This window comes from Dolichospermum sp. UHCC 0352 (assembly GCF_009711925.1).
In the GTDB taxonomy this organism is placed as follows: domain Bacteria; phylum Cyanobacteriota; class Cyanobacteriia; order Cyanobacteriales; family Nostocaceae; genus Dolichospermum; species Dolichospermum lemmermannii.
This window is the reverse complement of sequence record NZ_VIKY01000146.1, coordinates 1-25008: the sequence shown is the minus strand read 5'-3', so window position 1 is coordinate 25008 and position 25008 is coordinate 1. Positions and strand designations below refer to the sequence as shown.

Here is a 25008-nt window from a genome sequence, read left to right as displayed (position 1 = left end):
GGAAGAAGGAAGAAGGAAGAAGGAAGAAATTTCTCCCCTACTCCCCCTACTCACCCTACTCCCCCTACGGTAATGGGTAATGGGTACTGATGAATTGGCAGATCCCCGACTTCTTTAAGAAGTCGGGGATCTTAATTATTATTGGGGTACAATCATTTCCCGAATCGCTGTGGCTGTGGCTGGTGCGAGTAAAACACCATTGCGATAGTGTCCCGTAGCCAGAAGAATGTTCGTAAAACCCGGTAACTTATCAATTACTGGCGCTGGTCTGCCTTCGGGACGAGGGCGCAATCCTGACCAAGTGCGGAGAACCTTAGCTGCGGCTAAATCTGGGATAAATGCGATCGCTTGTTGTCTGACAGCATCCAATAATTCTTGACTTGGAGATATTTGATCTTCATCATCAGGAAATTCTACCGTTGCTCCTATCCAATAATCACCATTTCCCATTGGTACAATATGCACATCATTACCAGTAATCACCGGTTGAAAATCAGGATTTCCTAAAGTCCGTCCTAAACTTAAATATAAAGCTTGTCCCAGCACCGGACGGATATTCACCATTTGATCTAATTGTGCAGTTAAGTCCGTTGAACCTAAACCCGCAGACATGATAAACCAATCAGCGGCAACTTCGCCCTCTGTAGTTTCAATAAAATTACATTTATGTGGTTCTCCCAATCCTTTTTTGATGTGTAAAGGAGTTGGGGGTGGTGGAGGTGGGGTTTCTGTTCCCGTCACAGATACACCAAATTTGAACTTTACCCCATTGCGTTGGGCTGCATCTACTAAGGCTAAAGTTAAAGCTGTGGCATTTAGTTGTAAATCTTGGGGAGAATAGACAGCACCAATAATTTGCGGATCACTAACTTGGGGACAATATTTTTGCAGTTGTTTTTGATCCCAAACTTGCAATTCCCAACCTTGAGATTGGCGAATTTCTCGCAGTTGTTCCCATTCTGAAAGCACCTCAACCCCACTTTCTAAGGGGTGTTCTAAATTTTCTGACAACAGCATCACGATTCCTTGACGGTTACAAGGGATTTTTCGCCCTGTAATCCCTTCTAATTCAGGAATCAAAGTTTCATAGCGTTGGATGCTATTTTGTCGCATTCGCCAAGCAATACCCTTGGTTTTACTACTGATTATGCCCATTAAAACACCGAGGGCAGCGCTGGTAGAACCTTGTGCAGGTTGTTTTTGCTCGAAAACGGTGATGTTTAAACCTTTAACTTGGCTGAGTTCATAGGCGATCGCCGCCCCAACCACACCACAGCCGATAATTACTATATTCATAAGAATACCCGGTAAGTGGGAAACTCAGACACTTCAGTGCTGAGAGGAAAGCGACACGAGCGGTTTTAACCACCTTGAATATTTTTTCATTACCGCCTTGGAGTTGGGAAATTCGGGGTACTCTTGTGATGTACTTTCAACGGGACAATTACCGATTCAAAATTCCCAACTCTGTACGCATAATGTTTTGCTCCAAAGAGCCTCCCATTTCTGGGGTAATGTTAGCTAGATGCCTCCGGCACGCTGCGCGAACGACCAGTTATAAGAGCTTGCTTGAGCTTGCAACACTGTTCCAGTGACCTTAGAACTGTTTAATCACAAGCGACAGAGCGGGGAACTAGCTACGCATTCCCAGGTGTCGTGACTCAAATAACGGCTACCATGAGACTAAGCTCAGGGTGGTCTGGTCAGTACAGCTTGTTTGATTACTCTTGCAAGCTCAGTCCCTTCAGGGCTGGGTTACTGACGGTTTTTGCTAGGAGTCAGAGGTGAAGAATCAAAAGTCTTCTTTTCCACCCTATCACTCCATCACCCTAGCATTTTGTGATTCAAGACTCGAAATGAAGCAGGGAACAGGGAACAGGGGAGAAATTTCTTTCTTCTTCTTTCTTCCTCCTGACTCGGTGACTCCTGACTCGGTGACTCCTCTCTTAGCTACTCTTTTCAGGAACTAGTTCTAAGAATTTGTCAATATCTGCAAAAGCTTCCTTGTATTTACTCGCAGCTAGGCTAGTATTGCTCGCAGTAGCAGCTTGATCAATTCTTACTAAGTCATTCAACAAATCTTTGCTGATTTGTCGAGCTTTGGCTTGGTTTTGTTTGGCTAGATTAGGAATGATATAAGTCATATTTAACCTAGCTTCTGTCATTGGTCCGTGGATAAAATTACCCACTTTCACCCATTCACCCTTAGAAATGAGGTTTTTCAGTTCTGAAGAGCGATCGCGCACCATCTGAATTCCGGGAACATATTCCTGAATTTTGGCAACTTCCGCTGCTGTATAAGATGGTGGTACAGTAGCAACAGTAGGACTACCACAACTAATCAAAAATGTGGCCAATAATCCAAAAATCAGTGAAAAAATAGAACGTTGACGCACCATAGATGAAAATTAATTTTTTATTTGTTTACAGATTAACAGTGTTATTTTAGATCGCTATGTAATGAACCGTTACAATTAACTTAGGTTTTTCTGTCTTGATCTTCCCCACAGACCAAGCGAATAGAGGAGTATTATTGAGTGAACGCAGCCGAACAAGCCACAAACCTAGAATTTGCCAGCAAAATTGCTACAGTAGTAAATTTATTTAAATATGAATTTCCTGATGTCAAATCCGATCTTAAACCCTGGCACAATGACCCAGAAACCAGAGAATTAGTAGATCCAGATTCCATAGACATTGGTTTTCACTTTCCTGGTATCAGCAAATCTTGGCGCTGTCGCAGTATTTTAATTCAAATCCGATTTTATCAAGATCCCATCACTCATCACCGTCGCGCCATTGGTGTCGAAGCTGCTGGATTTGACCACAGTGGGGAAGTTTGGCGACTTTCTACCGTTGAAACTTGGAGTTTTGTTGGTGATTCCACACCCTCGGCTGTTGTTGGGGAAAAGCTAAAACAGGTTTGTCGGCAAATTTTAGAGGTGTTTAATGGAAACTAAGGATTATTAATACAACTACCATCTACACAGTATGCTGATTGATAGGTTTGGGAACGCTTACCAAACAATGTATAACGATTATCCCGAATTTGTTCATAAAACCTATCTCCTGCCCATTTGATCCCCGGTAACGTCCGATACGCATCCACAAACAGGCTTCCTAGAGGTAATAGTCGCCCAATTTCTTCAGCCGCATTACTACCTTGCCAACGTCTTTCTGTAGCATTACCATCAATTAAAATCATCCCCTGTTGACAATCTGTCGAGGTAATCCCCCATTGAGATAATGTCTCCTCATCTTGCATAGAAACGTAGCGAAACAGTTTCCCTTGGTCTAAATTTTCCAACAACTGCACTAAAGTCACACAAAGATTGCAGTTGCCATCATAGATCACGTAGTAATTCATAAAATTATAAGGGAAATGCCGAAAACCCTTGAAGATGTAGCTCCTCGCTTGCGGGGAGGGGGTTGGGGTTCTTGTATCTTACTTTTTAGTGCATATTTGTGAATTTACCTGTATCTACTTTACTATATAAACAGTGAAAAAACTAATTCTGCTTTGGCAATTTTCCAGTACAACTAAGTAGGTTGGCGTTGAAAATTGTCGTTATAGCAAGGCAATAGGCAAGAGGCAAGAGTAAAGAAGTTTTCAGCGATTTTACGTTTCTTTACACAGTTTGGTTTTATTGTGTTCACCTACTTAACTATTAAATAGCAATGTGAAATCATGACTCAAAATACCATTAATTATGTAATTCATGATGGCAATTCCCGTGGACATAATCATATTGATTGGCTGAATAGTTATCATACATTTTCCTTTAGCGGTTTTTATGATCCCAACCGAATGGGATTTCGTTCTTTGCGAGTAATTAATGATGATCGCATTGCTGCTGGTGCAGGATTTCCGACTCATGGACATAAAGATATGGAAATTCTCACTTATGTTTTATCAGGTGCGGTTGAACATAAAGATAGTTTAGGTACAGGTTCGGTAATTCTTCCCGGTGAAGCACAAGTTATGAGTGCAGGAACTGGAATTATGCACAGCGAATTTAATCCTTCTCAAACTGAAGAATTACACCTACTACAAATCTGGATTTTACCAAATCAGCAAGGACTAAAACCTAGATATGAACAAAAAGCTTTTCCTAGGTCAGAGAAGCAGGGAAAACTGCGTTTAATTGCGGCAGAAGATGGACGAGATGGGGCTGTAACTATTCACCAAGATGTCTCTTTCTATGCGGGAATTTTAGCACAAGGTGATGTGGTAAATTATCATGTCCAAAACCATCGTTATGCTTGGTTGCAAATAGCTAAAGGTGAAGTAATTTTCAATAATCACGAATTGAAAGCTGGAGATGGAGTAGAAATTACAGGAGAAGAGAAATTAACAATTAGCAGTAATTCAAATGCAGAAATATTACTGTTTGATTTAGGTTAAGTATTCAGTTATAGCAATCGTTCATATCCAGATCCCCGACTTCTTTTATTTATTGTGTCCACAAATTATAAATTGATGTCAGAAGTCGGGGATCTTATCTTCATCTATTCTAAAAGAGAAAGTATCTTTGTGCCATTGGTAAAACGGTTGCTGGTTCACAAGTTAATAATTCACCATCTGCGCGAACTTCGTAGGTTTCTGGATCTACTTCAATATGAGGTAAAGCATCATTTAATTTCATATCTCGCTTAGTAATTTGACGAGTTCCTGAAACTGCGATCGCTAATTTCCCTAATTTTAATTGTTGAGGAATTTCTCTGGACAAAGCAGCTTGAGACACAAAAGTTAATGATGTTGCATTTCTAGCACCAGCAAAACTGCCAAACATCGGTCGCATATATACAGGTTGGGGTGTGGGAATACTAGCATTAGCATCACCCATCTGTGACCAAGCAATCATGCCGCCTTTAATGACAATTTCCGGTTTGACACCAAAAAAAGCAGGTTTCCACAAACACAAATCGGCTAATTTCCCCGCTTCTACTGATCCCACATATTCAGAAATACCATGGGTGATTGCCGGATTAATTGTATATTTAGCAACATAACGTTTAGCTCGTAAATTATCGGCATGACTATCACCAGCAAGGCTTCCCCGTTGCACCTTCATTTTATGTGCTGTCTGCCAAGTCCTAATTATTACTTCACCGACACGCCCCATTGCTTGGGAGTCAGAAGCAATCATACTAAACGCACCTAAATCGTGCAGAATATCTTCCGCAGCAATAGTTTCTCGACGGATACGGGATTCAGCAAAAGATACATCTTCAGGAATAGCTGCATCTAAATGATGACATACCATCAACATATCCAAATGTTCATCTAGAGTGTTGACGGTGTAAGGACGGGTAGGATTAGTGGAAGATGGTAAAACGTTACTTTGTCCGCAAACTTTAATAATGTCTGGTGCATGACCACCTCCAGCCCCTTCTGTGTGATAAGTGTGAATAGCACGATGTTTAAAAGCGGCAATTGTATCTTCCACAAAGCCGGCTTCGTTTAAAGTATCAGTATGAATTGCTACTTGCACATCATATTCATCAGCAACGGTCAAACAAGTATCAATTGTGGCTGGATTTGTTCCCCAATCTTCATGGAGTTTTAACCCCATTGCCCCGGCTTCGATTTGTTCTATCAGTCCTTGGGGTTGACTGGTGTTACCTTTGCCCAAAAATCCTAAATTGACAGGGAATGCGTCAGCAGCTTGCAACATTCGGTACATATTCCAGGGACCAGGGGTACAAGTTGTGGCATTTGTTCCCGTAGCTGGGCCTGTCCCACCACCAATCATGGTGGTAATACCGGAAGCAATAGCGACTTCAATTTGTTGGGGACAGATAAAATGGATGTGGGTATCTATTCCCCCCGCAGTGAGAATCATTCCTTCGCCGGCTAAAGCTTCTGTTCCCGGTCCAATAATAATATCTATATTGTCTTGAATATAGGGATTTCCGGCTTTACCAATTTTATAAATTTTGCCGTCTTTAATGCCAATATCTGCTTTGACAATTCCCCACCAATCGAGAATTAAAGCATTAGTAATAACTAAATCTACTGCACCATCATGATTAGAAATTGGGGATTGTCCCATCCCATCTCTAATGACTTTTCCCCCACCAAATTTCACTTCATCACCGTAGGTTGTAAAGTCTCTTTCTACTTCTATAAATAGTTCTGTATCGGCTAATCTAATTCTGTCTCCTACTGTTGGTCCGAAGGTATCGGCGTAGGCTTGGCGGTTCATTTTGTAGGGCATATTTTTATCCTTTTTTTATCACGCTTTAGAGGCAGAGAGACAGAGAGAATTTTAGAGGTCTCCGTCAATTTTGTTGTTGAAGCCGTAGATTTGGCGTGTCCCAACGAGAGGAACTAGAGTAACTTCTTTTTCGTCTCCTGGTTCAAATCTGACGGCTGTGCCGGCGGGAATATCTAATCTCATTCCTCGTGTTTTTTCTCTGTCGAAGTTTAAAGCGGTATTGACTTCGTAAAAGTGAAAGTGTGATCCTATTTGAATTGGTCTGTCTCCTGTATTTGCGACTATTATTTTAGTAGTTGGACGACCTGCATTCAATTCTATTTCACCATTGGGTGTGATGATTTCGCCTGGTATCATAATTTTTTCCCTTGCGTAAAATTTATCTAATAGGATTATGTACAGTTACCAACTTTGTACCATCAGGAAAAGTGGCTTCCACTTGAACATCATGAATCATTTCAGGAATCCCTTCCATAACATCATCACGAGTTAATAAAGTCGTACCATAACTCATTAAATCTGCTACAGTTTGACCATCTCTTGCACCTTCCAAAATCGCCGCAGAAATAAAGGCAACTGCTTCAGGATAATTTAATTTTAACCCTCTATTTTTACGTCTTTCTGCCACTAAAGCAGCGGTGAAAATTAATAATTTATCTTTCTCTTGGGGTGTAAGCTGCATTGTTCCCTCCTCTGCGTTCTCTGCGTCTCTGTGGTTCGTTTAAATTTGCCATACTCTAGGAATACAATTACCACGATTTAGACAAGATACTCGTAACATTTGCCAAATATTTGTAAACCAACTTCTGACTTGGGATGTAGAATTACCACGATATCGGCACAAAAATCCATGTTGTAAGCGAGTTACTCCAGCATCAGAGTTTTGAATAATTAAAGAACGTGCTTGATTGATGATTTCTGGAGATATGGGGAAACCAACGCCAACAAAACTACCAACAACGGGATTGTCTCTTAAACCATGAGGACTGTGAAACACTTCTTCGCTACCGGGAACGATTTGTCTATCAATCCATAGGGGTATACCATTTTGCCAGATTTCCGTGTGCGATCGCATCTCTCCCTGTACAAATTTTTCTCCCCTAGCACTGCGTCCAAACCGCGTAATTTCCCAAGCTAAATAACTCGCATCCGTAGCTAATTCTACTCGTAAATCTTGCCGATAAATCCCACCATTAAATAAAATCGTTTCTTGGGGCAAATATTCTAAACAAGCGTGACTATCAACTTGGATATTTACGGTTTGTCTTGCTGGTAAGCCATTACTACGATATATTTTACCAGCAGCGGCTGTAGTAATCAAGGCGTTTGTATCGGGTTGGAGGTGAATATGAGAGGATAGGCGATCGCCCCCCACAATGCCCCCAGCCGTATGTAAAATCACACTATGGCAAATTTCTTGTCCTTCCGGGTAAAAGGGGCGTTGTACCTTTAATGGGGCTTGATGGTGGTTATAAATTAACTGAGTGGAATCTTGGCGATTAGCATAGACTAAGTTAAGTAAGCCATGCCAACCTTGTATTGTTTGGGTGTTCTCAATCATTTATGGGGTAAAGTAAAAATTAATCACCTGATTTGTACGGTTTAACATATTGTGCTAAATAGATTTAAATAATTTTGGGATAAAAATTCAAGAATTACAGATTATTACTTTTCTGTCAACTCGTTATCTCCTTTGTAATGTTCAGTGGAATCCTAATTTTATGGCAGCAAGGAGAATTATTAGTTTTTTTGTGAAAATCACTTTTAATTTAATTTTGATCTTTTTTAGTTGTTAATTTTGTACCATTTTCGGTCAAAATAGAACAGCATTTCCATCAATACAGCATCTACTAAAAAATATGACAGCCAAAGTAATTAGCGTTTGTAACCTTAAGGGTGGAGTTGGCAAAACTACTCTTGTTATGGCCTTAGCAGAGTATTTAGCAGGGGATACAATGTATGGTCAGCGTGTTCTTGCTATTGACTTAGACCCCCAAAGTAACTTAACTACTGGCTTAATGTCTGAGGAAGTTTGGGAATGGCAATATAATAATCGAGGGTTGACATTGCCTTTTTTGTTTAAAAATGCTGAATATTTTTTAGCAAATGGTAATTATGATAAATTTATAGTCAAAGAAGAAGTTTCTAATGTCAGAAATAAAAACTCTTTTAATTGCCTACATCTAATTCCTAGCAGTCCAAGATTATTTGAAGTGCAAGAGTATTTACCAGAAAGTTCTGTTTCTATTTTGCGGCAAATTATCACTCCATTGCTAGCAGAGTATGACTACATTTTAATAGACTGTCCACCCAGTATTAATAATATTATCAAAAGCGCGTTTTATGCCAGTGATTTTTGTCTTACTCCCTGTGTCCCTAGCAGAATGTCAATTCATGGTTTAGAACTATTACTCAAACAGATTGAGAAGTTTAATCAAGATTATGAACATCACCTCAACCCGATAGGAACTTTAATTTCTCGTTATAACGGAACGGTTGCCCAAACACAGAATTTAAATTTTATTATTGTGAATCCTTTCTTTCCACCAACTTTCTCCAATAAAATCCCGGAAAGAGCAAAAGTTGCTGAAAGTTTAGATTTTAGTATGCAGCTAACATACAAACAAAAATACGGTGATACCCATGATGCAATGGTAAAATTAACTAAGGAATTTATGCAAAGACTAAATCAGAATTCTGTTAATCTCTTACAGATGGTTAGTTTACCATGACTAGCAGGTGTTAACCCTACATCTTATCTTATTTGTGAGGTTTTGAATATGTTTGCTTCTTCCCAAATTTACATCACCCCAGAAGAATATTTAGAATTAGAAGAAAATAGCCCCATTAAGTATGAATACATTGATGGATATATCATAGAAACTTTACAAGAATATATTTTAATTAATCCGAAAAAACCGAGAGTTGAATGTTTCCGCCGCAATGAAGATGGACTTTGGGTATTACAGTCTTATGTAGGAGAAGAAACTTCATTTCAATTACAAAGCATTAACTTTGCAGGAACAATGACGCAACTTTATGAAGATGTAGATTTTCCGTCTCCAGCGTAATTTTCCCAAATCCAAAATCAAAAATTTTGGACTTTAGACCTTAGATAAATCATCCAAAATCCAAAATCCAAAATCTAAAATTGTTTAAGCCATTTGATTTTCAATCGCCCACCGTGCTAATTCAGTCCGGTTGTGGAGATTGGTTTTGCCCAACATATTGGACACATGGCTTTCAACAGTCCGCTGGCTGACATTTAATTCTTCAGCGATTTCGCGGTTTGCTAAACCCCTAGCGACAAACTGGACTACTTTCAGTTCAGTGGGGGTTAACTGGACATCGAAAGGAACTTGGATACGAGAACTGCTGTCCCCACCCTTGGTTTGATGTTCTTTCCAACGTACAGTTTGCTTGAGTGAGGATTCTACTTGTGCTACGAGTTCTTCCGGTTCAAAGGGCTTGATCATATATACGTCAGCACCTTTATTTAACCCCTTAACTCGGTCTGCACTTTGACCTTTAGCTGAGAGGAAAAGAACGGGAATCCAACTAGTTCGTTCAGTCTTGCGGACTTCTTCGACAAAAGTGTATCCGTCCATTTCCGGCATAATCACATCACAGATGATCATATCTGGAACTTCGGTTTCTAGAAGATCCAGGGCTTCTCTGCCATTGGCGGACGTGATGACTTCGTAGCCCCGGAACTCTAAGTAATCCTTCACCAGCAAGATGAGGTTAGGGTCATCATCAATGAATAGAAGTCTTTTGTGGTCTTTCATGCTGGGTTCTTTCATAACAGTGGCACTTCTCGCGCTTCGATCCATTAAGGTATTGATATAGTTATCCCGTATGGTGGATGACTTAGGATGTTGTCTTTTTTCCCACTTAACTTACTTTAACTCCCCTAAGTCTTAAAAGTGTTAGTTACTTTCAACAGACTTGCAGGTGAATGGAAAAAGTCTAGTAAGGATACGTATAGCAGTAGTCTTTATAATGCGCTATTATAGATCCATTTGAAAGTTGCAGGCTGAAAACCCTGATTAAATTATCGTCCTTGTGAATCACAAGTCGGTATTTTTCAAGATGACCTTAGTTCAAAACTCACCTGCGCTTTCATTGGCATACTGCTGCTCTACTTATCCTTAGGATGTGAAGCCTCTATCAGAGGTTCAAAATCAGCCGGGAAGTTTTTTTTGGCAAAGCATGGGTTAAAAATACAGATTTTTTCACCATCCTCATGGCCAATTTACTGGTCTTGGATGACCTGCTCTCATGACTTCTGGATTTAATTGGCGATACCAGACCCCATCTAGGTAAACTACCATTATCGTTCTAGAACAACAAACACGCAAGTTTTTGGCTTGGGCTGTGAAGATGCCTATGGAATAACTGTGTGCTAACTGATGGGTTGATCGCTCCCCCAGTCCTTGTTAACAGCATTACCAAGTTCTAGACTAGCCGATTTGTAACAGAATTGAGCATTTATCTGTTTTGGGCAATAGGTAATTGGTAATGGGTAATTGGTAATTGGTAATGTCACCTGTTCCCTGTTACCTGTTCCCAGTTCCCTAGTAGTTTTAGGGATGAGATGCCTGTTCGTGGATCACGGTGCTGTTACTCATTGAGTAGATCCCTGATTACAGTTCTATAACAATTTCCCAAGTTTGCAAATAAAGTTGTCCATATCAAAATATTCATTACCTACGCAACAAACCCTGACAACTAAAATAATTGGATATTTGCACTTAAGTATTGCTACCCTAGCCCTAGTTCGGAAACCCGTACACCAGTCATGATTGCTATTATGTCCTATATAAAGCTAGATTAGCACTCATGAGTCGAGAGTGCTAATTTAGCAAAAAATTTTGTATGGCAGCCGTATCTTTAAGCGTTTCCACCGTTAAGCCCCTGGGCGATCGCGTTTTTATCAAAGTAAGCGCCCCCCAAGAAAAAACCGCAGGCGGTTTGTTTTTGCCCGATAATGCTCAGGAAAAACCCCAAGTTGGCGAAATAGCCGCTGTGGGACCTGGCAAGCGCAATGACGACGGGACTCGTCAAACAATGGACATTAATGTTGGCGATAAAGTGTTGTACTCCAAGTACGCTGGCACCGACATCAAGTTGGCTACAGAAGAATATGTATTGCTTTCTGAAAAAGACATTTTAGCAATCGTCAGCTAATTGGGCATGGGTGATGGGTAAGAATTTTTCCGAATTACCTGTTCACCACTCACCAATTTCTTTGAAAATCAGAAAAATTTAATTTACTACCGGGATTTAGACTTATTATGGCAAAGCGCATTATTTACAACGAAAACGCCCGTCGCGCTCTAGAGCGTGGTATTGATATTCTCGCTGAAGCTGTAGCTGTTACCCTTGGACCTAAAGGTCGTAACGTAGTTTTAGAAAAGAAATTTGGCGCACCACAAATCGTTAATGATGGTGTCACCATCGCTAAAGAAATTGAATTAGAAGACCACATCGAAAATACTGGTGTAGCTCTAATTCGTCAAGCTGCTTCTAAAACAAATGACGCTGCTGGTGATGGTACAACCACAGCTACCGTTTTGGCTCACGCCATTGTTAAAGAAGGCTTGCGGAACGTTGCTGCTGGTGCTAATGCGATTTTATTGAAGCGCGGTATTGACAAAGCATCTGCCTTTTTAGTAGAAAAAATTGCTGAACACGCTCGCCCTGTAGAAGATTCTAAAGCGATCGCTCAAGTTGCAGCAATTTCCGCTGGTAACGATGAAGAAGTCGGTAGCATGATTGCACAAGCTATGGACAAGGTGGGTAAAGAAGGCGTAATTTCCCTAGAAGAAGGGAAGTCTATGACCACCGAATTGGAAATCACCGAAGGGATGCGCTTTGATAAGGGTTATATTTCCCCTTACTTCGCTACCGACGCAGAGCGCATGGAAACCGTTTTCGATGAGCCTTTCATCTTGTTAACTGACAAGAAAATTGCCTTAGTCCAAGATTTAGTTCCCGTCCTCGAACAAGTAGCTCGTTCCGGCCGTCCTTTGGTAATTATCGCTGAAGACATCGAAAAAGAAGCCTTAGCAACTTTGGTAGTTAACCGTTTACGCGGTGTTCTTAACGTTGCTGCTGTGAAAGCTCCTGGTTTTGGCGATCGCCGTAAAGCTATGCTAGAAGATATCGCTGTCTTAACTGGTGGTCAAATGATTACCGAAGACGCTGGTTTGAAACTAGATACCACCAAGATAGAAAGCTTAGGTAAAGCCCGCCGCATCACCATTACCAAAGACAGCACCACCATTGTGGCTGAAGGTAATGAAGCTGGTGTTAAGGCTCGTTGCGAACAAATCCGTCGTCAAATGGAAGAAACCGAATCTTCCTACGACAAAGAAAAACTCCAAGAGCGTTTGGCTAAATTGTCCGGTGGTGTAGCTGTAGTTAAAGTTGGTGCAGCTACCGAAACCGAAATGAAGGACAAGAAGCTACGCTTGGAAGACGCTATCAACGCTACCAAGGCCGCTGTAGAAGAAGGTATTGTTCCCGGTGGTGGTACAACCTTAGCTCACCTCGCTCCTCAATTGGAAGTTTGGGCTAATAGCCACCTCAAAGATGAAGAGTTGACAGGCGCTTTAATCGTCGCTCGCGCTTTACCTGCTCCTCTCAAGAGAATTGCTGAAAACGCTGGTCAAAACGGCGCTGTAATTGCAGAAAGAGTCAAAGAGAAGGACTTCAACATTGGTTTCAATGCTTCTACCAACGAATTTGTAGATATGTTGGCCGCTGGTATTGTTGACCCCGCCAAAGTAACTCGTTCTGCTCTGCAAAATGCCGCTTCTATCGCTGGTATGGTGTTAACAACCGAATGTATTGTTGTTGACAAGCCAGAACCTAAAGATGGCGCTCCTGCTGGTGGCGCTGGTATGGGTGGTGGAGATTACGACTACTAAAATCTTTTCCTACCATTAAATAATGGCCGCCTCCGCAAAGAGGCGGCTGTTTTTTTTTGCGAATTTTTGATGAATCTGTAAAACGTGGTGCTTAAATCAGTTATTCACAGCAGTTTCCGATATTATCAAGTACAGATATTAATAATAAAACTCTTGTGGTGCGGGCATCTTGCCCGCTAAAAGCCTACCTCACTCAAAGCTACTTACTGTATTAGATACTAATATTGTTTCAGCCTCACTAAAACTGATTTTATTTATCTAATATCCTGATAAATAAATCCGGTGATAAAATTTGTGTTCCGTGATAATGTTTTAACGGCAAAATATGTTTCTTATCAAGAGAAACTAAATAATCAGCACTAACTTCATAAGCTGCGGCCAAAAACATATTATCATTAGGATCAATATTATCCAAGATTGTTGCTTCATAAGTACCTTGGATTTTAATTGCTGTGTAAAAAATGGCTGTCAAAATATCTTTGATATCAGTTTTATCAATATTTTTTGCTAATAATTTTTCAACTAATTCCTCTAATATTTGTGGAGAAATTACTAGATTAAATTTACCTTCTCGCCAGAATATAATAATTTGACAAGGCGCACTATTTGGGTTTTTACTCAATAAAGCCGAGATGAAAACAGATGTATCTACAATTACTAAAGGTATTGGTGAATCAAATTTTTGAAAAGACATTATCAGAAATCCGATTCATTTAATTTTGCCGATATTCTTCCACTAGCGGCATAAAATTTTTGCCAAACTTCCTCTTCGCAGTCATTGGATAAAGCTAAAACTTCGCTGATAGTTTCTGCAATAATCTCTTTTGCTTGTTGTTTATAATCTCCGGGTGGTTTTTCTTGATTATTTAATCCCAGTTGTTGAATTAACTGCTGTAATAACCATTGTTTATCTTCAATGGAGTAAGTTTGTAATATTTGTTCAAGTTCAATAATCTTAGGTGATGGCATAACATTTTCATAGGAACAGTTTAGCTACTTTTAGTATAACAAAGGCTTGGGTTAAAGAGACGTGATTTACAACGTCTCTAAAATCATTAAAACTCCGCGTTTTCTGGTGTGCGAGGGAACGGAATAACATCCCGAATATTCCCCATACCCGTCATAAATTGTACCAACCTTTCAAACCCCAAACCGAAACCAGCATGAGGAACAGTTCCATAACGACGCAAATCTAAATACCACCACAAATCTTCCGGGTTCATACCTTGTGCTAAAACCCGTTTTTCTAAAACATCTAACCTTTCTTCCCGTTGGGAACCACCAATAATTTCCCCTATTTTTGGTGCGAGAATATCCATAGCGCGGACGGTTTTTTCATCATCACTTAACCGCATATAAAAAGCTTTGATTTGTGCAGGATAATCTGTGACAATGACTGGCTTTTTAAACAGTTGTTCGGCTAAATAGCGTTCATGTTCTGATTGTAAATCAGCGCCCCAACTCACAGGATAATCAAATTTAACATCAGCTTTTTCTAAAAGTTTAACTGCTTCTGTATAAGTCAACCGTTCAAATTGATTGTTAATAATATTATTAGCAGTTTCTAAAACAGTTTTATCAATGCGCTCATTAAAAAATTCCATGTCTTCTGGACAAGTTTCCATTACATATTTAAAAATGTATTTCAGAAACTCCTCAGCCAAATCCATATCACCCTCTAAATCACAAAACGCCATTTCTGGTTCAACCATCCAAAATTCGGCTAAATGACGAGAAGTATTAGAATTTTCCGCGCGGAATGTAGGACCAAAAGTATAGACATTAGTAAAAGCCATAGCCATAATTTCGGCTTCTAACTGTCCACTAACTGTTAAATATGCAGGTTTACTAAAGAAGTCTTGACTATAATCAATTTCTTGATTTTCTCTGCGGGGAACATTCTTTAAATTAAAATTAGTAACAGTAAATAATTCTCCAGCCCCTTCGCAGTCACTAGCAGTAATAATGGGAGTATGTACCCATAAAAAACCCCGTTCGTGAAAAAATTGGTGAATAGCAGTCGCGCAAGCATTTCTGACCCGAAATACCGCACCAAAGGAGTTAGTTCTACCGCGCAAATGGGCTATGGTTCTTAGAAACTCAAAGGAATGACGTTTCTTTTGCAGGGGATAGGTATCAGGATCAGCGTCTCCGTATATTTTCACCGTATCCGCTTTTAATTCTATTCTTTGTCCTTTACCTTGGGAAGCTACTATCACTCCTGATACTTCTATAGAAGCACCTGTATTGATCTGTTTTAAGATTCCTTGATAATCTGGTAGATCCTGATTAATGACAACTTGCAAATTCCCCAAAGATGAACCATCATTAACTTCCAGAAACGCAAATCCTTTTAATTCGCGTTTTGTTCTTACCCAACCTTGGACTACCAAAGTTTCTTCGGGTTTACCACTTCTTAATATTTCCGTAATCCGAGGATTTAGCATTTTCTACAATTTGTATTTTTTAAAGGATCAGATCCCCGACTTCTTCAAGAAGTCGGGGATCTTAGAAGTCGGGGATATTTTAAATCACCCCACCCAAGATTTTAATAACCAACCTATAATAACCCCTAAACCTCCAAAACGGACAGCTTGCCAAAAAGGTCTTTTCAGACTAGTCCAAGAAAACAACTGGCTTTCTAAGTTGATTTCTAAGGTTTCTAACTGTTTTTGCAGGCGGCTTAGTTCGTTCTTAATTTCTGGAGTCTGCTTTCTATTTTGCTTTAAATTTTTTAATTCCTGTTGCCATTGTGCCTGTTGTTGTTGATCATTTTGCACTTGGGTATATCTATCTTTCAAGAATCGCAGTGAAGTTTCTACCTCCTCTAATTCCTGTGCAAAATCTGGCTGGGGATTTTCGTCTAAATTAGTCATTGGTGATTAGTCATTGGCTATGATGATTAAATCATAACTTTTACTCTTAACTCAACACTTAGTCTTATGTCACAAACTAGCCAACTAAATGAAATTAGCACTCTAGAACTAGCACAGGCACTCATGGAAAGGCTGAGTATCTCTCCTGATGATTGGCATCGTCTCAAGTCTAACCGCAATTCCCGCGCTAGTGAACAGGCAGCCGCCGCAATGGTATTTTTGGTCAAAAATGAACCCCAAGAGGCACAGGCAAGGCTACAACAGGCTGTAGGCTGGCTAGATAAATCAATTTCCGCCCCTCCCTGCCCAACTCACGGACACAATCGTGAGACTATAAAGGAATAACTCTCACCTGTAGCCGAGTAAAAAAATTTTTTCTCTGTGTCCTCTGTGCCTCTGTGGTTAGATAAATTACTTTAAAACCGCAGACGCGCAAAGTAAAAAAAAGAACTTTTTCGAGTCACCTCTCACCGTCGCAAAGATAATAAACGACGGCTTTCTAATTGCTTACAAAGCGTGAGTTCTGTACCTTTGCGATTCCATTCTACTTGATCAAAAATCTGATGCAGTAAAGACATACCCCGTCCACTTTCCGCTTCGTCTGGTGGTAAATAGTCATCAGGATCACTATCACCTTCGAGGGAGGGAGTGAAGCCGCTACCCTGATCTGAGATAATCCACCAATACTGATTATCTATTAATGAGAACCGAACGACGACGAATTTGCCGGGATCAAGATTATTCCCATGTTTAGCGGCATTTACTAGGGCTTCTTGGAGTCCTAGTCGCAGTTCAGATTGTAATTTTGCCGGAATATCAGTCAAGAGTAAATCTAGGATTGGACAAAGATAAAGGGTGGAGGCAAAACTAATTGTCCCCCAATAACGCCCAACTGGACGAAGAGAAATGGTAATCACAAGAGAAACCCCGTAGCTTTATATTTAGCTAGACATCAGTTTGCTTTTTTGGGCATTCTGATCAAAATTAGGTAGTCATGCTGCCTTCAAACTTGCGTCTGTAAAACTAAATTTATAAAAATGCTAGAGCATAGCAGTTCAGTGGGAGAATTCATATTGCTTATTTACAGTTTGCTTAAGTTAATCTGTTCATTTAGCAGATGAGTAAAAACTGCTATTTTTGAACAAGAGGAGAAAGATATTCTCGTTAACTGCTCATTTTGTAATTAACACAATTTTATTCACCTTGATTAAGAGTCTATGCAGCTTCGATTTCTTTAAAACAAAATGAGTTTCTATTTTTATGTAATTTCATTCTAGCATTATGAGTATCCACTAGACTACAAATTTCTGATTTTTATTTTTGTGAAGAATTAACTATCCTGATCATTGTCCGATAACACCAGAAAAGCGGCTGCTTCTACATGAGCCGTTTGCGGAAAAAAGTCCGCAGGTTGCACCCTTGTGAGTTTATATAGCCCATCTTCACAAAGCAATTTTAGGTCACGGGCAAGAGTAGCTACTTTACAACTGACGTAAACAATGCGAGATGGTTTCAGGTTTCTTAATGTTTTGATAACGTTAGCTTCACATCCTTTCCGGGGCGGATCAAGTAAGACCACATCTGGTACAATTTCCAAATTCTGGAGAATTTTTTCCACTGGGCCGACTTGGAAAGTCACATTATTAATTCCATTCTGTTGGGCATTAACAATTGCCTGTTCTACTGCTGTTGATTGCAATTCTAACCCGGTGACTTGCCGTGCTTGTTTGGCCAGGGGCAAAGTTAAAGTTCCTATACCACAATAGGCATCTACTAGGACTTCATGACCTTGTAAATTTAGTTCTGACTGAATCACCTCTAAAAGTGCTTCGGCTGTTTCTGTGTACACTTGGAAAAAGGTATCTGGTCCGATTTGAAAATCCAGTCCGGCGAATTTTTCTCGCAGGTAAGGAATTCCAGCTAGACAACGGGTTTCTGATCCAAATATAGCATTTGTGCGATCGCTATTGCGGTTGAGTGACACGCAGACCAATTGAGGATAACGCTGTAACCATTGCTGTGCCTGGGTTTCGATTCCTGGTAAATTCCAATCTTTGACGACCAAAGTTAGCAGCATTTCTCCTGTGCGGCGGCCAATGCGTAAACCCAAATGGCGAATTAAGCCTTTGTGTCGGGTTTCGTCATAAATTGGCCAACCCTGCTTTTGAATATCTAATTTTATTTCAGCTAATAAAGGATTTAACTGTTGGTCTTGCACAGGGCATTGATTCAAGTTAATTAATTTATGGCTACCTTTTTGATAATATCCAGCTTGGACATGACCTGTAGCGGACATACCAATAGGATAAGTAACTTTGTTGCGATAACCAAAGGATGCAGCAGCCACTAAAACTGGATCTATTGGTGGATTCACAAAACCGCCAATTCTTTCTAAAGCTTGGGTTACTTGATTGCGTTTGGCTGATAACTGGTAATCATATTTAATATGTTGCCATTGACAACCACCACATTTATCAGCGACAATACAACTTGGACGCACCCGTTGAGGCGAAGCTTGCAATAATTCCTGCACCTGTCCATGAGCATATTTTGGCTTAACATTGAATAATTTGACAAGTAGGATATCTCCTGGTACTGTATCAGGAACAAACACCACCCGTTGCTCAAAGCGTCCCACACCATCACCAGTGTCGCTTAAATCAGTAATTTCCAGTTCGATAATTTCATCTTGTCGCCACATTGTATTAGTCATTAGTCAGTTATAAGGGAAGAGGGAACTTTTTCACAGGGAAGGGAGAGTTCCCAATGTAGAATTGTAAATTCATTTATCCCTATCTTCCCATACACTTCACGAATGTCCCTCTAAGTCGGTAAACTAGCAGATATAAATATTTCAGTTCATTTAGATAATCATGACTGTAATTAGCCAAGTTATTCTCCAAGCTGACGACGAACTGCGTTACCCCAGCAGTGGCGAACTCAAAAACATCAAAGCATTTTTGGAAACAGGTGTAAAGCGAACAAGAATCGCTGCTACCCTTTCAGAAAACGAGAAAAAGATCGTTCAAGAAGCTACCAAAAAACTTTGGCAAAAACGCCCTGACTTTATCTCCCCTGGTGGTAATGCTTACGGCGAAAAACAACGGGCTTTGTGTATTCGGGACTTTGGCTGGTATTTACGCCTAATTACCTACGGTGTACTTGCTGGTGACAAAGAACCCATTGAAAAAATTGGTTTGGTTGGTGTGCGGGAAATGTACAACTCTCTAGGTGTTCCTGTTCCTGGAATGGTAGAAGCTATCACTTCCCTCAAACAAGCGTCTTTGGATTTATTGAATGCAGAAGACGCTGGGGAAACCGCACCTTACTTTGATTACATCATTCAAGCGATGTCTTAAAGGTCTTTAATTCCCCACAATTGGTAGTGGCTATGGCAATATCCATCAGGTTATTAACCAGTTGTGGGGATATGTTATGATTATCGTCAGTTTTTACGTTACTAATAGCAAAAAAAACGACAGACTGGTTGTAGACTGTCGGCAGTTGGTTTGTTCCCTATTAATGACTCGGCTAGAGTTCAGTTACTATTAATTATACCAACATGGCGATTTCTATGGGAGGATCTAAATCATATATATGTGATTTACGTCACTTAATAGGAACAACTGAAATCGAAGTTGGGTTTTTATTCAGTAAAAACAAAGAATATCCATAACACTAATAAGCTTGATATTATTAACATTAGCTACACCTAGCGTAGCTTCAATGAATCTAAAAGAATATAAATATTGTGAAAACTGATACTATATTCTATCAACTATTTCAAACTTTACTTAGTATCCTTTTTTAACTAAATAGGTGGCCGTAAAATAACCAAAATGTGTGAAGAAAAGTAAAATCTCTCAAAACTTCTTCACTCTTGCCTCTGTCCTTGCCATAACGACAATTTTTAACGCCAACCTACTTAATTGGCAAACCACTATACAGCACTTTTCGGAGACATATTTTAGTTACAAAGATATTCAATCAATGCTGCAAAATTATGTTGAAATCTTAAAAGATAGAGTTTATGGATAAAAATTGCTGGAAACCTATCAAACTTTTATATGTAGTTGGACTTTAGCCCTTTCGACGAGTTAATTAGGAAGATTTAAACATGAAAACCCTGATTATTGATAACTACGACTCTTATACTTTTAACCTTTACCAATTGATTGCAGAAGTTAATGGAGAGTATCCCACTGTAATTTATAATGATCAAGTTATATGGGATGAACTGAAACAATGGGAATTTGATAACATCGTAATTTCACCAGGTCCTGGCCGTCCAGAGAAATCAAAAGATTTTGGGATCTGTCGTCAAATGATTGAAAATGCCCAAGTACCACTTCTAGGCGTTTGCTTGGGACATCAGGGACTAGGATTTGGCTATGGAGGAAAAGTTATTCACGCACCTGAAGTTCGGCATGGTCGGCTCAGTGAGGTTTATCATACTGCTACTGATTTGTTTGCAGGAATACCTTCTCCTTTTTCTGTGGTGCGCTACCATTCTTTGCTGGTTGCAGATGACCTACCGGACTGTTTAGAAAAAATAGCGTGGACAGAGGACAACCTGATTATGGGAATGCGCCATCGCTCTTTACCAATGTGGGGTGTGCAGTTTCATCCAGAGTCAATCTGTACTGAGTATGGACATACTTTGTTTGAGAATTTTAAAGAGATTACCCAAAAATTTGCCCAAGAACGAGATAAAAGTCCGAAAAAACATTATTGGACAGGATATAACGGGAATGAGATTTTACCCACAAATTCTACTAAGAAAAAACAGCAACAGGAATTTGAACTTTGTACCCGCAAATTGAATTTGTTTACAGTAAGCGAAGCCGAACTTTGTCCCGATACCGAACAGATGTTTGTGCATTTATTTGGCAAATCAGCTAGTGCATTTTGGTTAGATAGCAGTCGGGTTGAACCTGGTCTTTCTCGCTTTTCTTTCATGGGAGATAACAGTGGTGAAAACAGTCTCCTAATTCATTATCGGACGCAAGGGCAAGAACTGACAATTACACAGTCCGATACTGTCAGTTTCAAAACAGAGGGAATTTTTGATTATCTCCAGCGGGAAATTGAACGGCGACATTGCCCATCTAATGATTTACCTTTTGATTTTAACTGCGGATTTGTGGGTTATTTTGGCTATGAATTAAAGGCAGAATCTGGAGGGAAATTCAATCACACATCTGCCTTACCTGATGCCATGTTTATGTTAGCAGATAGAATGATTGCAATTGATCACCAAGAGCAAACTATCTATCTGCTTTGTCTAATTCATAAAGGAAAAACAGCCTCCGCAGAAGATTGGTTTGAAGCGATCAAAAACCAAATTGACAATCTTCCTCCTCTGTCGCCTATTGTTCCTCAAAACAAAAAAACACCTGTTATTTTTAGATTGAGCAGGTCTGAAAAGACTTATCTTGATGATATTGAAAAATGTTTGCAAGAAATTCATGAAGGAGAAACTTATCAAGTTTGTTTAACAAACCAGATTCACACAGACACAACAGCAGATCCTCTGGAATTCTATCGTTCATTACGTCAGATCAATCCTGCTCCTTATGCGGCATTTTTGCGCTTTGGTGATGTGGGAATTGCCTGTTCATCTCCAGAGCGATTTCTGCAAATTGATCGCCAAGGTTGGGTGGAAACAAAACCCATCAAGGGAACTCTACCACGAGGAAAAACACCCGCAGAAGATTTTATTCTACGCGATCGCTTGCAAAATAGCGAAAAAGATCGAGCGGAGAATCTGATGATTGTGGATTTACTGAGAAATGATCTGGGACGGGTTTGTGCTGTGGGTACTGTTCATGTTCCCAAATTAATGGCTGTGGAAACCTACGCTACAGTACATCAATTGGTGACAACAATTCGTGGTCAATTACGCGCTAATATGAGTGCTGTAGACTGCATTCGTAACGCCTTTCCTGGGGGTTCTATGACGGGCGCACCTAAGATTAGAACCCTGGAAATTATTGATAAATTAGAGCAAGAAGCGCGGGGAGTTTACTCTGGGTCTATTGGCTTTTTAGGATTAAATGGTTCAGCCGATTTGAATATTGTTATTCGTACTGCTGTGATGACGGCCGAACAAACTTCCATTGGTGTTGGTGGTGGTATTGTGGCACTTTCTGATCCCCAAATGGAGTTTCAAGAAATAATGCTGAAAGCTAAGGCATTGATTCAGGCAATGATGATCACAATAAATGGAAGCAATTATCAAAGCATTGTGGCAAGCCCTAAGTGCGAACAATTTACAACAGGGATATGTGCGTTTACGGATCTACCACCTGCTATTTGTATTCCCCTCAATAATTGGGGGGGAGTGCCAACATTGATAACTAAGATTTTACGTCAAAATCGCGCCACCCATTAACCGCTCATACCTATACTTCAACTCATCCTGCATTAATGGCCAACGCGCTAAACTTGCATCCATCTCAATCACCTTTTCCGCTGCTTGTCGTGCTAACAGCAAAATGTCCTCATCTTCCACCAAACTAGCTAAAGTAAAATCCGCTACACCTGATTGGCGAGTTCCCATCACTTCTCCAGGACCGCGAAACCGCATATCCATTTCCGAGATAAAAAAACCATCTTGGGACTGTTCCAACACCTTCAAGCGTTGTTGAGCATCAGGACTTCTAGAACTACTCATTAATAAACAATAAGATTGCGCTGCACCCCGTCCTACACGCCCCCGTAATTGGTGCAATTGTGATAAACCAAATCTTTCCGCGTGTTCAATCAGCATCACAGTGGCATTAGGAACATCCACTCCCACCTCAATCACAGTGGTAGAAACGATAATTTGAGTTTCATTATCGCGGAATTTGTGAATTGCTGCTTCTTTTTCGGCTGAAGTCATGCGTCCATGCAATAACCCAATTTGAAAATCAGGAAAAACACTTTCTTGTAACTTTTGATGTTCATCTACAGCCGAACGTAAATCTAATTTTTCCGATTCTTCTACCAAAGGCAAAACTATATAAACTTGTCTACCTTGGGCAACTTCTCGACGGATTAAATCGTAAGCCTGGGGACGTTGTTGACCACTTAACATTGTGGTTTTAATTTGTTGTCTTCCCGGTGGTAATTCATCAATTTGACTAACATCTAAATCCCCATGTACAGTTAATGCCAAAGTCCGAGGAATGGGCGTAGCTGTCATGGTTAAAACATGAGGTTGTTCGCCTTTTTGCTGTAACTTTGCCCGTTGTTGTACCCCAAAACGATGCTGTTCATCTATTACTACTAAGCCCAAACGTTGAAAATTAACTTTATCTTGAATTAAGGCATGAGTCCCGACTAATAAAGGTAGCTCACCTGTTTCTAACTGAGAATGAATTTCTCTCCTTTTGGCTATTTTTGTCGAACCTGTTAATAATTCAACAGGCAAATGTAGTAAGTTAAACCAACTAACTAACTTACGATAATGCTGTTCTGCTAATACTTCCGTGGGAGCCATTAACGCCGCTTGATAACCTGATTGAATTGCTGCCAAAATAGCAATAACAGCAACCACAGTTTTCCCTGAACCAACATCACCCTGAACTAAGCGATTCATGGCTACAGGTTTTTGTAAATCGGTGAGAATTTCATTAACAACTCGTTGTTGTGCGCCGGTCAGTTGAAAAGGGAGAATTTCGTTAAATTCTTCTAATAATTTACCTGTGGGTGCAAGTATGGCACTAGTTTGAATTTCTCGCGCTTTTTTTTGCCGTTGCAATAAGCCCAGTTGCAAGTAGAAAAATTCATCAAATACTAACCGACGACGAGCGATTTTTAAGGAGTCACTATCTTTAGGAAAATGAATATTAGGAATTGCATCTTTCAATTCCATCAAAGCATATTTTTCCCGTAAACCTTTAGGTAAAGGATCTTTTAAATTCACTGCTGCTGTTAAAGCGATCATCATTGCCTGTCTGACTGTATTAGCCATTACTCCTTCAGTCAGGGCGTAAATGGGAACAACTCGCCCAATAGTGAGAGAATCAATGGTATCTCCTGGATTTGCCAAAACTTCCAATTCTGGGTTATCCAAAGTTAAACCATATTTACCACCTTTTACTAATCCACAAGCTGCTAACATACTACCTACAGGATATAGGCGTTTTAAACTTTCTTGCCAACCACGACTACTAAAACGCGCACCTGCATAAAAACGGGTAACTTTAATTTGTCCGGTATTATCTTTGAGGATTAATTCTAAAATTGATAATTTCTTATTTTTAGGACTGGTGAAAAAATTAAACCGTTTTACCGTCGCTATGATAGTTACTGTTTCTCCTCCTGCCAACTCACTAATATTTACTTGACGGGCATAATCAATATGATCACGAGGATAATAAAATAGTAAATCACGGACTGTATATAAATTTAATCGCCCTAAATTCTCGGATTTTCTGATGCCAATTTCTGGTAAATCTCTCAGTTGTTTATCCAGTGTTGGTGCTAGTCTTTTACTAACTTCGGCAACAATTGGAGTTGTGGGATGTTGATTTTTAGATTCGTAATTTATTTGAGGTTCTCCTGTTTCTAGCTCTTGTTGAAGTTGATTTAGATATCTTCTAACTTCTGCTACTAAATGTTGTCTTTCTGGTAATGTTAAATTTGGATAATTGGCAAATTGCATTCCTACTTCATGCCAGCGGAGTCTTTCCTTTGGTGGTAAAGCAGTTGGGAAATTACCAAAAGTCAAACAAAGAAATTCACTAAAGCGATATTGCTTACCTACTAAATCTATAAAGCCTTTTTCTGCCTCAAATGCTAAAGCTTTATGTAATCTTATCCAATCGAGCATTTCATTAGTCATTGGTTAATTGTCAGTTGTCGGTTGTTAGTTGTCAGTAGGGGCGAAGCATTTGGAAGATAAATTATCGGTCATTGCCAAAAACAGTTCTCCAAATGCTTCGCCCGTACAGGCAAAGCATTTGGAAGATAAATTATCGGTCATTG

The 25008-nt window shown here is 39.9% G+C and carries 24 protein-coding genes; 9 read left to right on the top strand and 15 right to left on the bottom strand.

What is annotated here, in order from left to right; all coding sequences use genetic code 11:
* Positions 1–138: 138 nt before the first annotated feature.
* The gene (locus tag FJR06_RS10150) at positions 139–1296 is read right to left on the bottom strand and encodes an FAD-binding oxidoreductase (RefSeq protein WP_168651362.1); all 1158 of its coding nucleotides are present in this window, start codon (positions 1294–1296) and stop codon (positions 139–141) included.
* Between the two features lie 650 nt (positions 1297–1946).
* Positions 1947–2399, bottom strand: coding sequence for a photosystem II protein PsbQ (gene psbQ / locus FJR06_RS10145; RefSeq protein WP_015083028.1), 453 nt, complete (start codon positions 2397–2399; stop codon positions 1947–1949).
* Between the two features lie 138 nt (positions 2400–2537).
* Between psbQ and FJR06_RS10140 the strand changes: the two genes are divergently transcribed.
* Positions 2538–2960 (top strand): hypothetical protein, encoded by a 423-nt coding sequence (locus tag FJR06_RS10140; RefSeq protein ID WP_015083029.1) that lies wholly within the window; start codon positions 2538–2540, stop codon positions 2958–2960.
* On the opposite strand, the gene FJR06_RS10135 is transcribed toward FJR06_RS10140, so the two are convergent.
* Positions 2957–3367 carry a thiol-disulfide oxidoreductase DCC family protein gene (locus FJR06_RS10135; protein WP_015083030.1) on the bottom strand — a complete coding sequence of 137 codons (411 nt, stop codon included), beginning with the start codon at positions 3365–3367 and terminating at the stop codon, positions 2957–2959. The genes FJR06_RS10140 and FJR06_RS10135 overlap by 4 nt on opposite strands.
* A 321-nt stretch (positions 3368–3688) precedes the next feature.
* Here FJR06_RS10135 and FJR06_RS10130 point away from each other — a divergent pair, with 321 nt between their 5' ends.
* Positions 3689–4405 (top strand): pirin family protein, encoded by a 717-nt coding sequence (locus FJR06_RS10130; RefSeq protein ID WP_015083031.1) that lies wholly within the window; start codon positions 3689–3691, stop codon positions 4403–4405.
* A gap of 109 nt (positions 4406–4514) precedes the next feature.
* Here the strand turns inward: FJR06_RS10130 and ureC are convergent, their stop codons facing one another.
* From ureC to FJR06_RS10110, 4 genes are read right to left on the bottom strand one after another with little or no spacing between them, the layout of a single operon-like run.
* Positions 4515–6221 carry an urease subunit alpha gene (ureC, locus tag FJR06_RS10125; RefSeq protein WP_015083032.1) on the bottom strand — a complete coding sequence of 569 codons (1707 nt, stop codon included), beginning with the start codon at positions 6219–6221 and terminating at the stop codon, positions 4515–4517.
* A gap of 51 nt (positions 6222–6272) precedes the next feature.
* Positions 6273–6578: an urease subunit beta gene (locus tag FJR06_RS10120; protein WP_015083033.1), complete on the bottom strand. Its 306-nt coding sequence runs from the start codon at positions 6576–6578 to the stop codon at positions 6273–6275.
* 22 nt (positions 6579–6600) lie between these two features.
* Positions 6601–6903 carry an urease subunit gamma gene (ureA, locus tag FJR06_RS10115; protein WP_015083034.1) on the bottom strand — a complete coding sequence of 101 codons (303 nt, stop codon included), beginning with the start codon at positions 6901–6903 and terminating at the stop codon, positions 6601–6603.
* Between the two features lie 39 nt (positions 6904–6942).
* Positions 6943–7782: an urease accessory protein UreD gene (locus tag FJR06_RS10110; protein ID WP_015083035.1), complete on the bottom strand. Its 840-nt coding sequence runs from the start codon at positions 7780–7782 to the stop codon at positions 6943–6945.
* 298 nt (positions 7783–8080) lie between these two features.
* On the opposite strand from FJR06_RS10110, the gene FJR06_RS10105 reads away from it, so the two are divergent.
* Positions 8081–8953 carry a ParA family protein gene (locus FJR06_RS10105; protein WP_015083036.1) on the top strand — a complete coding sequence of 291 codons (873 nt, stop codon included), beginning with the start codon at positions 8081–8083 and terminating at the stop codon, positions 8951–8953.
* A gap of 48 nt (positions 8954–9001) precedes the next feature.
* The gene (locus tag FJR06_RS10100) at positions 9002–9292 is read left to right on the top strand and encodes a Uma2 family endonuclease (RefSeq protein ID WP_015083037.1); all 291 of its coding nucleotides are present in this window, start codon (positions 9002–9004) and stop codon (positions 9290–9292) included.
* A gap of 84 nt (positions 9293–9376) precedes the next feature.
* Here the strand turns inward: FJR06_RS10100 and FJR06_RS10095 are convergent, their stop codons facing one another.
* A complete protein-coding gene (locus tag FJR06_RS10095) occupies positions 9377–10054 on the bottom strand; it encodes a response regulator transcription factor (RefSeq protein WP_015083038.1) in 678 nt (225 codons plus the stop codon).
* Between the two features lie 1045 nt (positions 10055–11099).
* On the opposite strand from FJR06_RS10095, the gene groES reads away from it, so the two are divergent.
* Both groES and groL read left to right on the top strand, forming a co-directional pair.
* Positions 11100–11411 carry a co-chaperone GroES gene (gene groES, locus FJR06_RS10090; protein WP_015083039.1) on the top strand — a complete coding sequence of 104 codons (312 nt, stop codon included), beginning with the start codon at positions 11100–11102 and terminating at the stop codon, positions 11409–11411.
* A 107-nt stretch (positions 11412–11518) separates the two neighbouring features.
* The gene (groL, locus tag FJR06_RS10085; protein ID WP_168651361.1) at positions 11519–13156 is read left to right on the top strand and encodes a chaperonin GroEL; all 1638 of its coding nucleotides are present in this window, start codon (positions 11519–11521) and stop codon (positions 13154–13156) included.
* Between the two features lie 250 nt (positions 13157–13406).
* Here the strand turns inward: groL and FJR06_RS10080 are convergent, their stop codons facing one another.
* The 4 genes from FJR06_RS10080 to FJR06_RS10065 all read right to left on the bottom strand — a co-directional run bounded on the left by FJR06_RS10080 (position 13407) and on the right by FJR06_RS10065 (position 16032).
* A complete protein-coding gene (locus FJR06_RS10080) occupies positions 13407–13850 on the bottom strand; it encodes a putative toxin-antitoxin system toxin component, PIN family (protein WP_168359676.1) in 444 nt (147 codons plus the stop codon).
* A gap of 2 nt (positions 13851–13852) precedes the next feature.
* Positions 13853–14125 (bottom strand): hypothetical protein, encoded by a 273-nt coding sequence (locus FJR06_RS10075; protein WP_168651360.1) that lies wholly within the window; start codon positions 14123–14125, stop codon positions 13853–13855.
* 86 nt (positions 14126–14211) lie between these two features.
* On the bottom strand, positions 14212–15603 hold the full coding sequence (asnS, locus tag FJR06_RS10070; protein ID WP_168651359.1) for an asparagine--tRNA ligase: 1392 nt from the start codon (positions 15601–15603) through the stop codon (positions 14212–14214).
* Between the two features lie 84 nt (positions 15604–15687).
* Positions 15688–16032: a hypothetical protein gene (locus FJR06_RS10065; protein ID WP_015083045.1), complete on the bottom strand. Its 345-nt coding sequence runs from the start codon at positions 16030–16032 to the stop codon at positions 15688–15690.
* 66 nt (positions 16033–16098) lie between these two features.
* Between FJR06_RS10065 and FJR06_RS10060 the strand changes: the two genes are divergently transcribed.
* Positions 16099–16377 (top strand): DUF6439 family protein, encoded by a 279-nt coding sequence (locus tag FJR06_RS10060; protein WP_015083046.1) that lies wholly within the window; start codon positions 16099–16101, stop codon positions 16375–16377.
* Positions 16378–16499: 122 nt separating this feature from the next.
* On the opposite strand, the gene FJR06_RS10055 is transcribed toward FJR06_RS10060, so the two are convergent.
* Together FJR06_RS10055 and rlmD are read right to left on the bottom strand one after the other, a co-directional pair.
* Complete coding sequence (locus FJR06_RS10055; RefSeq protein WP_015083047.1) at positions 16500–16949, bottom strand: anti-sigma regulatory factor; 450 nt, start codon at positions 16947–16949, stop codon at positions 16500–16502.
* Positions 16950–17362: 413 nt separating this feature from the next.
* Positions 17363–18745 (bottom strand): 23S rRNA (uracil(1939)-C(5))-methyltransferase RlmD, encoded by a 1383-nt coding sequence (rlmD, locus tag FJR06_RS10050; RefSeq protein WP_168632321.1) that lies wholly within the window; start codon positions 18743–18745, stop codon positions 17363–17365.
* A gap of 160 nt (positions 18746–18905) precedes the next feature.
* On the opposite strand from rlmD, the gene FJR06_RS10045 reads away from it, so the two are divergent.
* A complete protein-coding gene (locus tag FJR06_RS10045) occupies positions 18906–19391 on the top strand; it encodes an allophycocyanin subunit alpha-B (protein ID WP_015083049.1) in 486 nt (161 codons plus the stop codon).
* A gap of 758 nt (positions 19392–20149) precedes the next feature.
* Complete coding sequence (gene pabB / locus FJR06_RS10040; RefSeq protein ID WP_168651358.1) at positions 20150–22426, top strand: aminodeoxychorismate synthase component I; 2277 nt, start codon at positions 20150–20152, stop codon at positions 22424–22426.
* On the opposite strand, the gene recG is transcribed toward pabB, so the two are convergent.
* Complete coding sequence (gene recG / locus FJR06_RS10035) at positions 22400–24865, bottom strand: ATP-dependent DNA helicase RecG (RefSeq protein WP_168651357.1); 2466 nt, start codon at positions 24863–24865, stop codon at positions 22400–22402. The two genes, pabB and recG, sit on opposite strands and share 27 nt — an antisense overlap.
* Positions 24866–25008: the final 143 nt, after the last annotated feature.

Coding starts and splice junctions, on each gene's coding strand:
- recG (WP_168651357.1), bottom strand. CDS start 24,865: ATGACTAATGAAATGCTCGATTGGATAAGATTACATAAAGCTTTAGCA.
- FJR06_RS10045 (WP_015083049.1), top strand. CDS start 18,906: ATGACTGTAATTAGCCAAGTTATTCTCCAAGCTGACGACGAACTGCGT.
- FJR06_RS10120 (WP_015083033.1), bottom strand. CDS start 6,578: ATGATACCAGGCGAAATCATCACACCCAATGGTGAAATAGAATTGAAT.
- FJR06_RS10065 (WP_015083045.1), bottom strand. CDS start 16,032: ATGACTAATTTAGACGAAAATCCCCAGCCAGATTTTGCACAGGAATTA.
- FJR06_RS10135 (WP_015083030.1), bottom strand. CDS start 3,367: ATGAATTACTACGTGATCTATGATGGCAACTGCAATCTTTGTGTGACT.
- FJR06_RS10110 (WP_015083035.1), bottom strand. CDS start 7,782: ATGATTGAGAACACCCAAACAATACAAGGTTGGCATGGCTTACTTAAC.
- groL (WP_168651361.1), top strand. CDS start 11,519: ATGGCAAAGCGCATTATTTACAACGAAAACGCCCGTCGCGCTCTAGAG.
- FJR06_RS10060 (WP_015083046.1), top strand. CDS start 16,099: ATGTCACAAACTAGCCAACTAAATGAAATTAGCACTCTAGAACTAGCA.
- FJR06_RS10095 (WP_015083038.1), bottom strand. CDS start 10,054: ATGGATCGAAGCGCGAGAAGTGCCACTGTTATGAAAGAACCCAGCATG.
- FJR06_RS10130 (WP_015083031.1), top strand. CDS start 3,689: ATGACTCAAAATACCATTAATTATGTAATTCATGATGGCAATTCCCGT.
- pabB (WP_168651358.1), top strand. CDS start 20,150: ATGAAAACCCTGATTATTGATAACTACGACTCTTATACTTTTAACCTT.
- asnS (WP_168651359.1), bottom strand. CDS start 15,603: ATGCTAAATCCTCGGATTACGGAAATATTAAGAAGTGGTAAACCCGAA.
- ureA (WP_015083034.1), bottom strand. CDS start 6,903: ATGCAGCTTACACCCCAAGAGAAAGATAAATTATTAATTTTCACCGCT.
- FJR06_RS10080 (WP_168359676.1), bottom strand. CDS start 13,850: ATGTCTTTTCAAAAATTTGATTCACCAATACCTTTAGTAATTGTAGAT.
- psbQ (WP_015083028.1), bottom strand. CDS start 2,399: ATGGTGCGTCAACGTTCTATTTTTTCACTGATTTTTGGATTATTGGCC.
- FJR06_RS10100 (WP_015083037.1), top strand. CDS start 9,002: ATGTTTGCTTCTTCCCAAATTTACATCACCCCAGAAGAATATTTAGAA.
- FJR06_RS10075 (WP_168651360.1), bottom strand. CDS start 14,125: ATGCCATCACCTAAGATTATTGAACTTGAACAAATATTACAAACTTAC.
- groES (WP_015083039.1), top strand. CDS start 11,100: ATGGCAGCCGTATCTTTAAGCGTTTCCACCGTTAAGCCCCTGGGCGAT.
- ureC (WP_015083032.1), bottom strand. CDS start 6,221: ATGCCCTACAAAATGAACCGCCAAGCCTACGCCGATACCTTCGGACCA.
- FJR06_RS10150 (WP_168651362.1), bottom strand. CDS start 1,296: ATGAATATAGTAATTATCGGCTGTGGTGTGGTTGGGGCGGCGATCGCC.
- FJR06_RS10105 (WP_015083036.1), top strand. CDS start 8,081: ATGACAGCCAAAGTAATTAGCGTTTGTAACCTTAAGGGTGGAGTTGGC.
- rlmD (WP_168632321.1), bottom strand. CDS start 18,745: ATGACTAATACAATGTGGCGACAAGATGAAATTATCGAACTGGAAATT.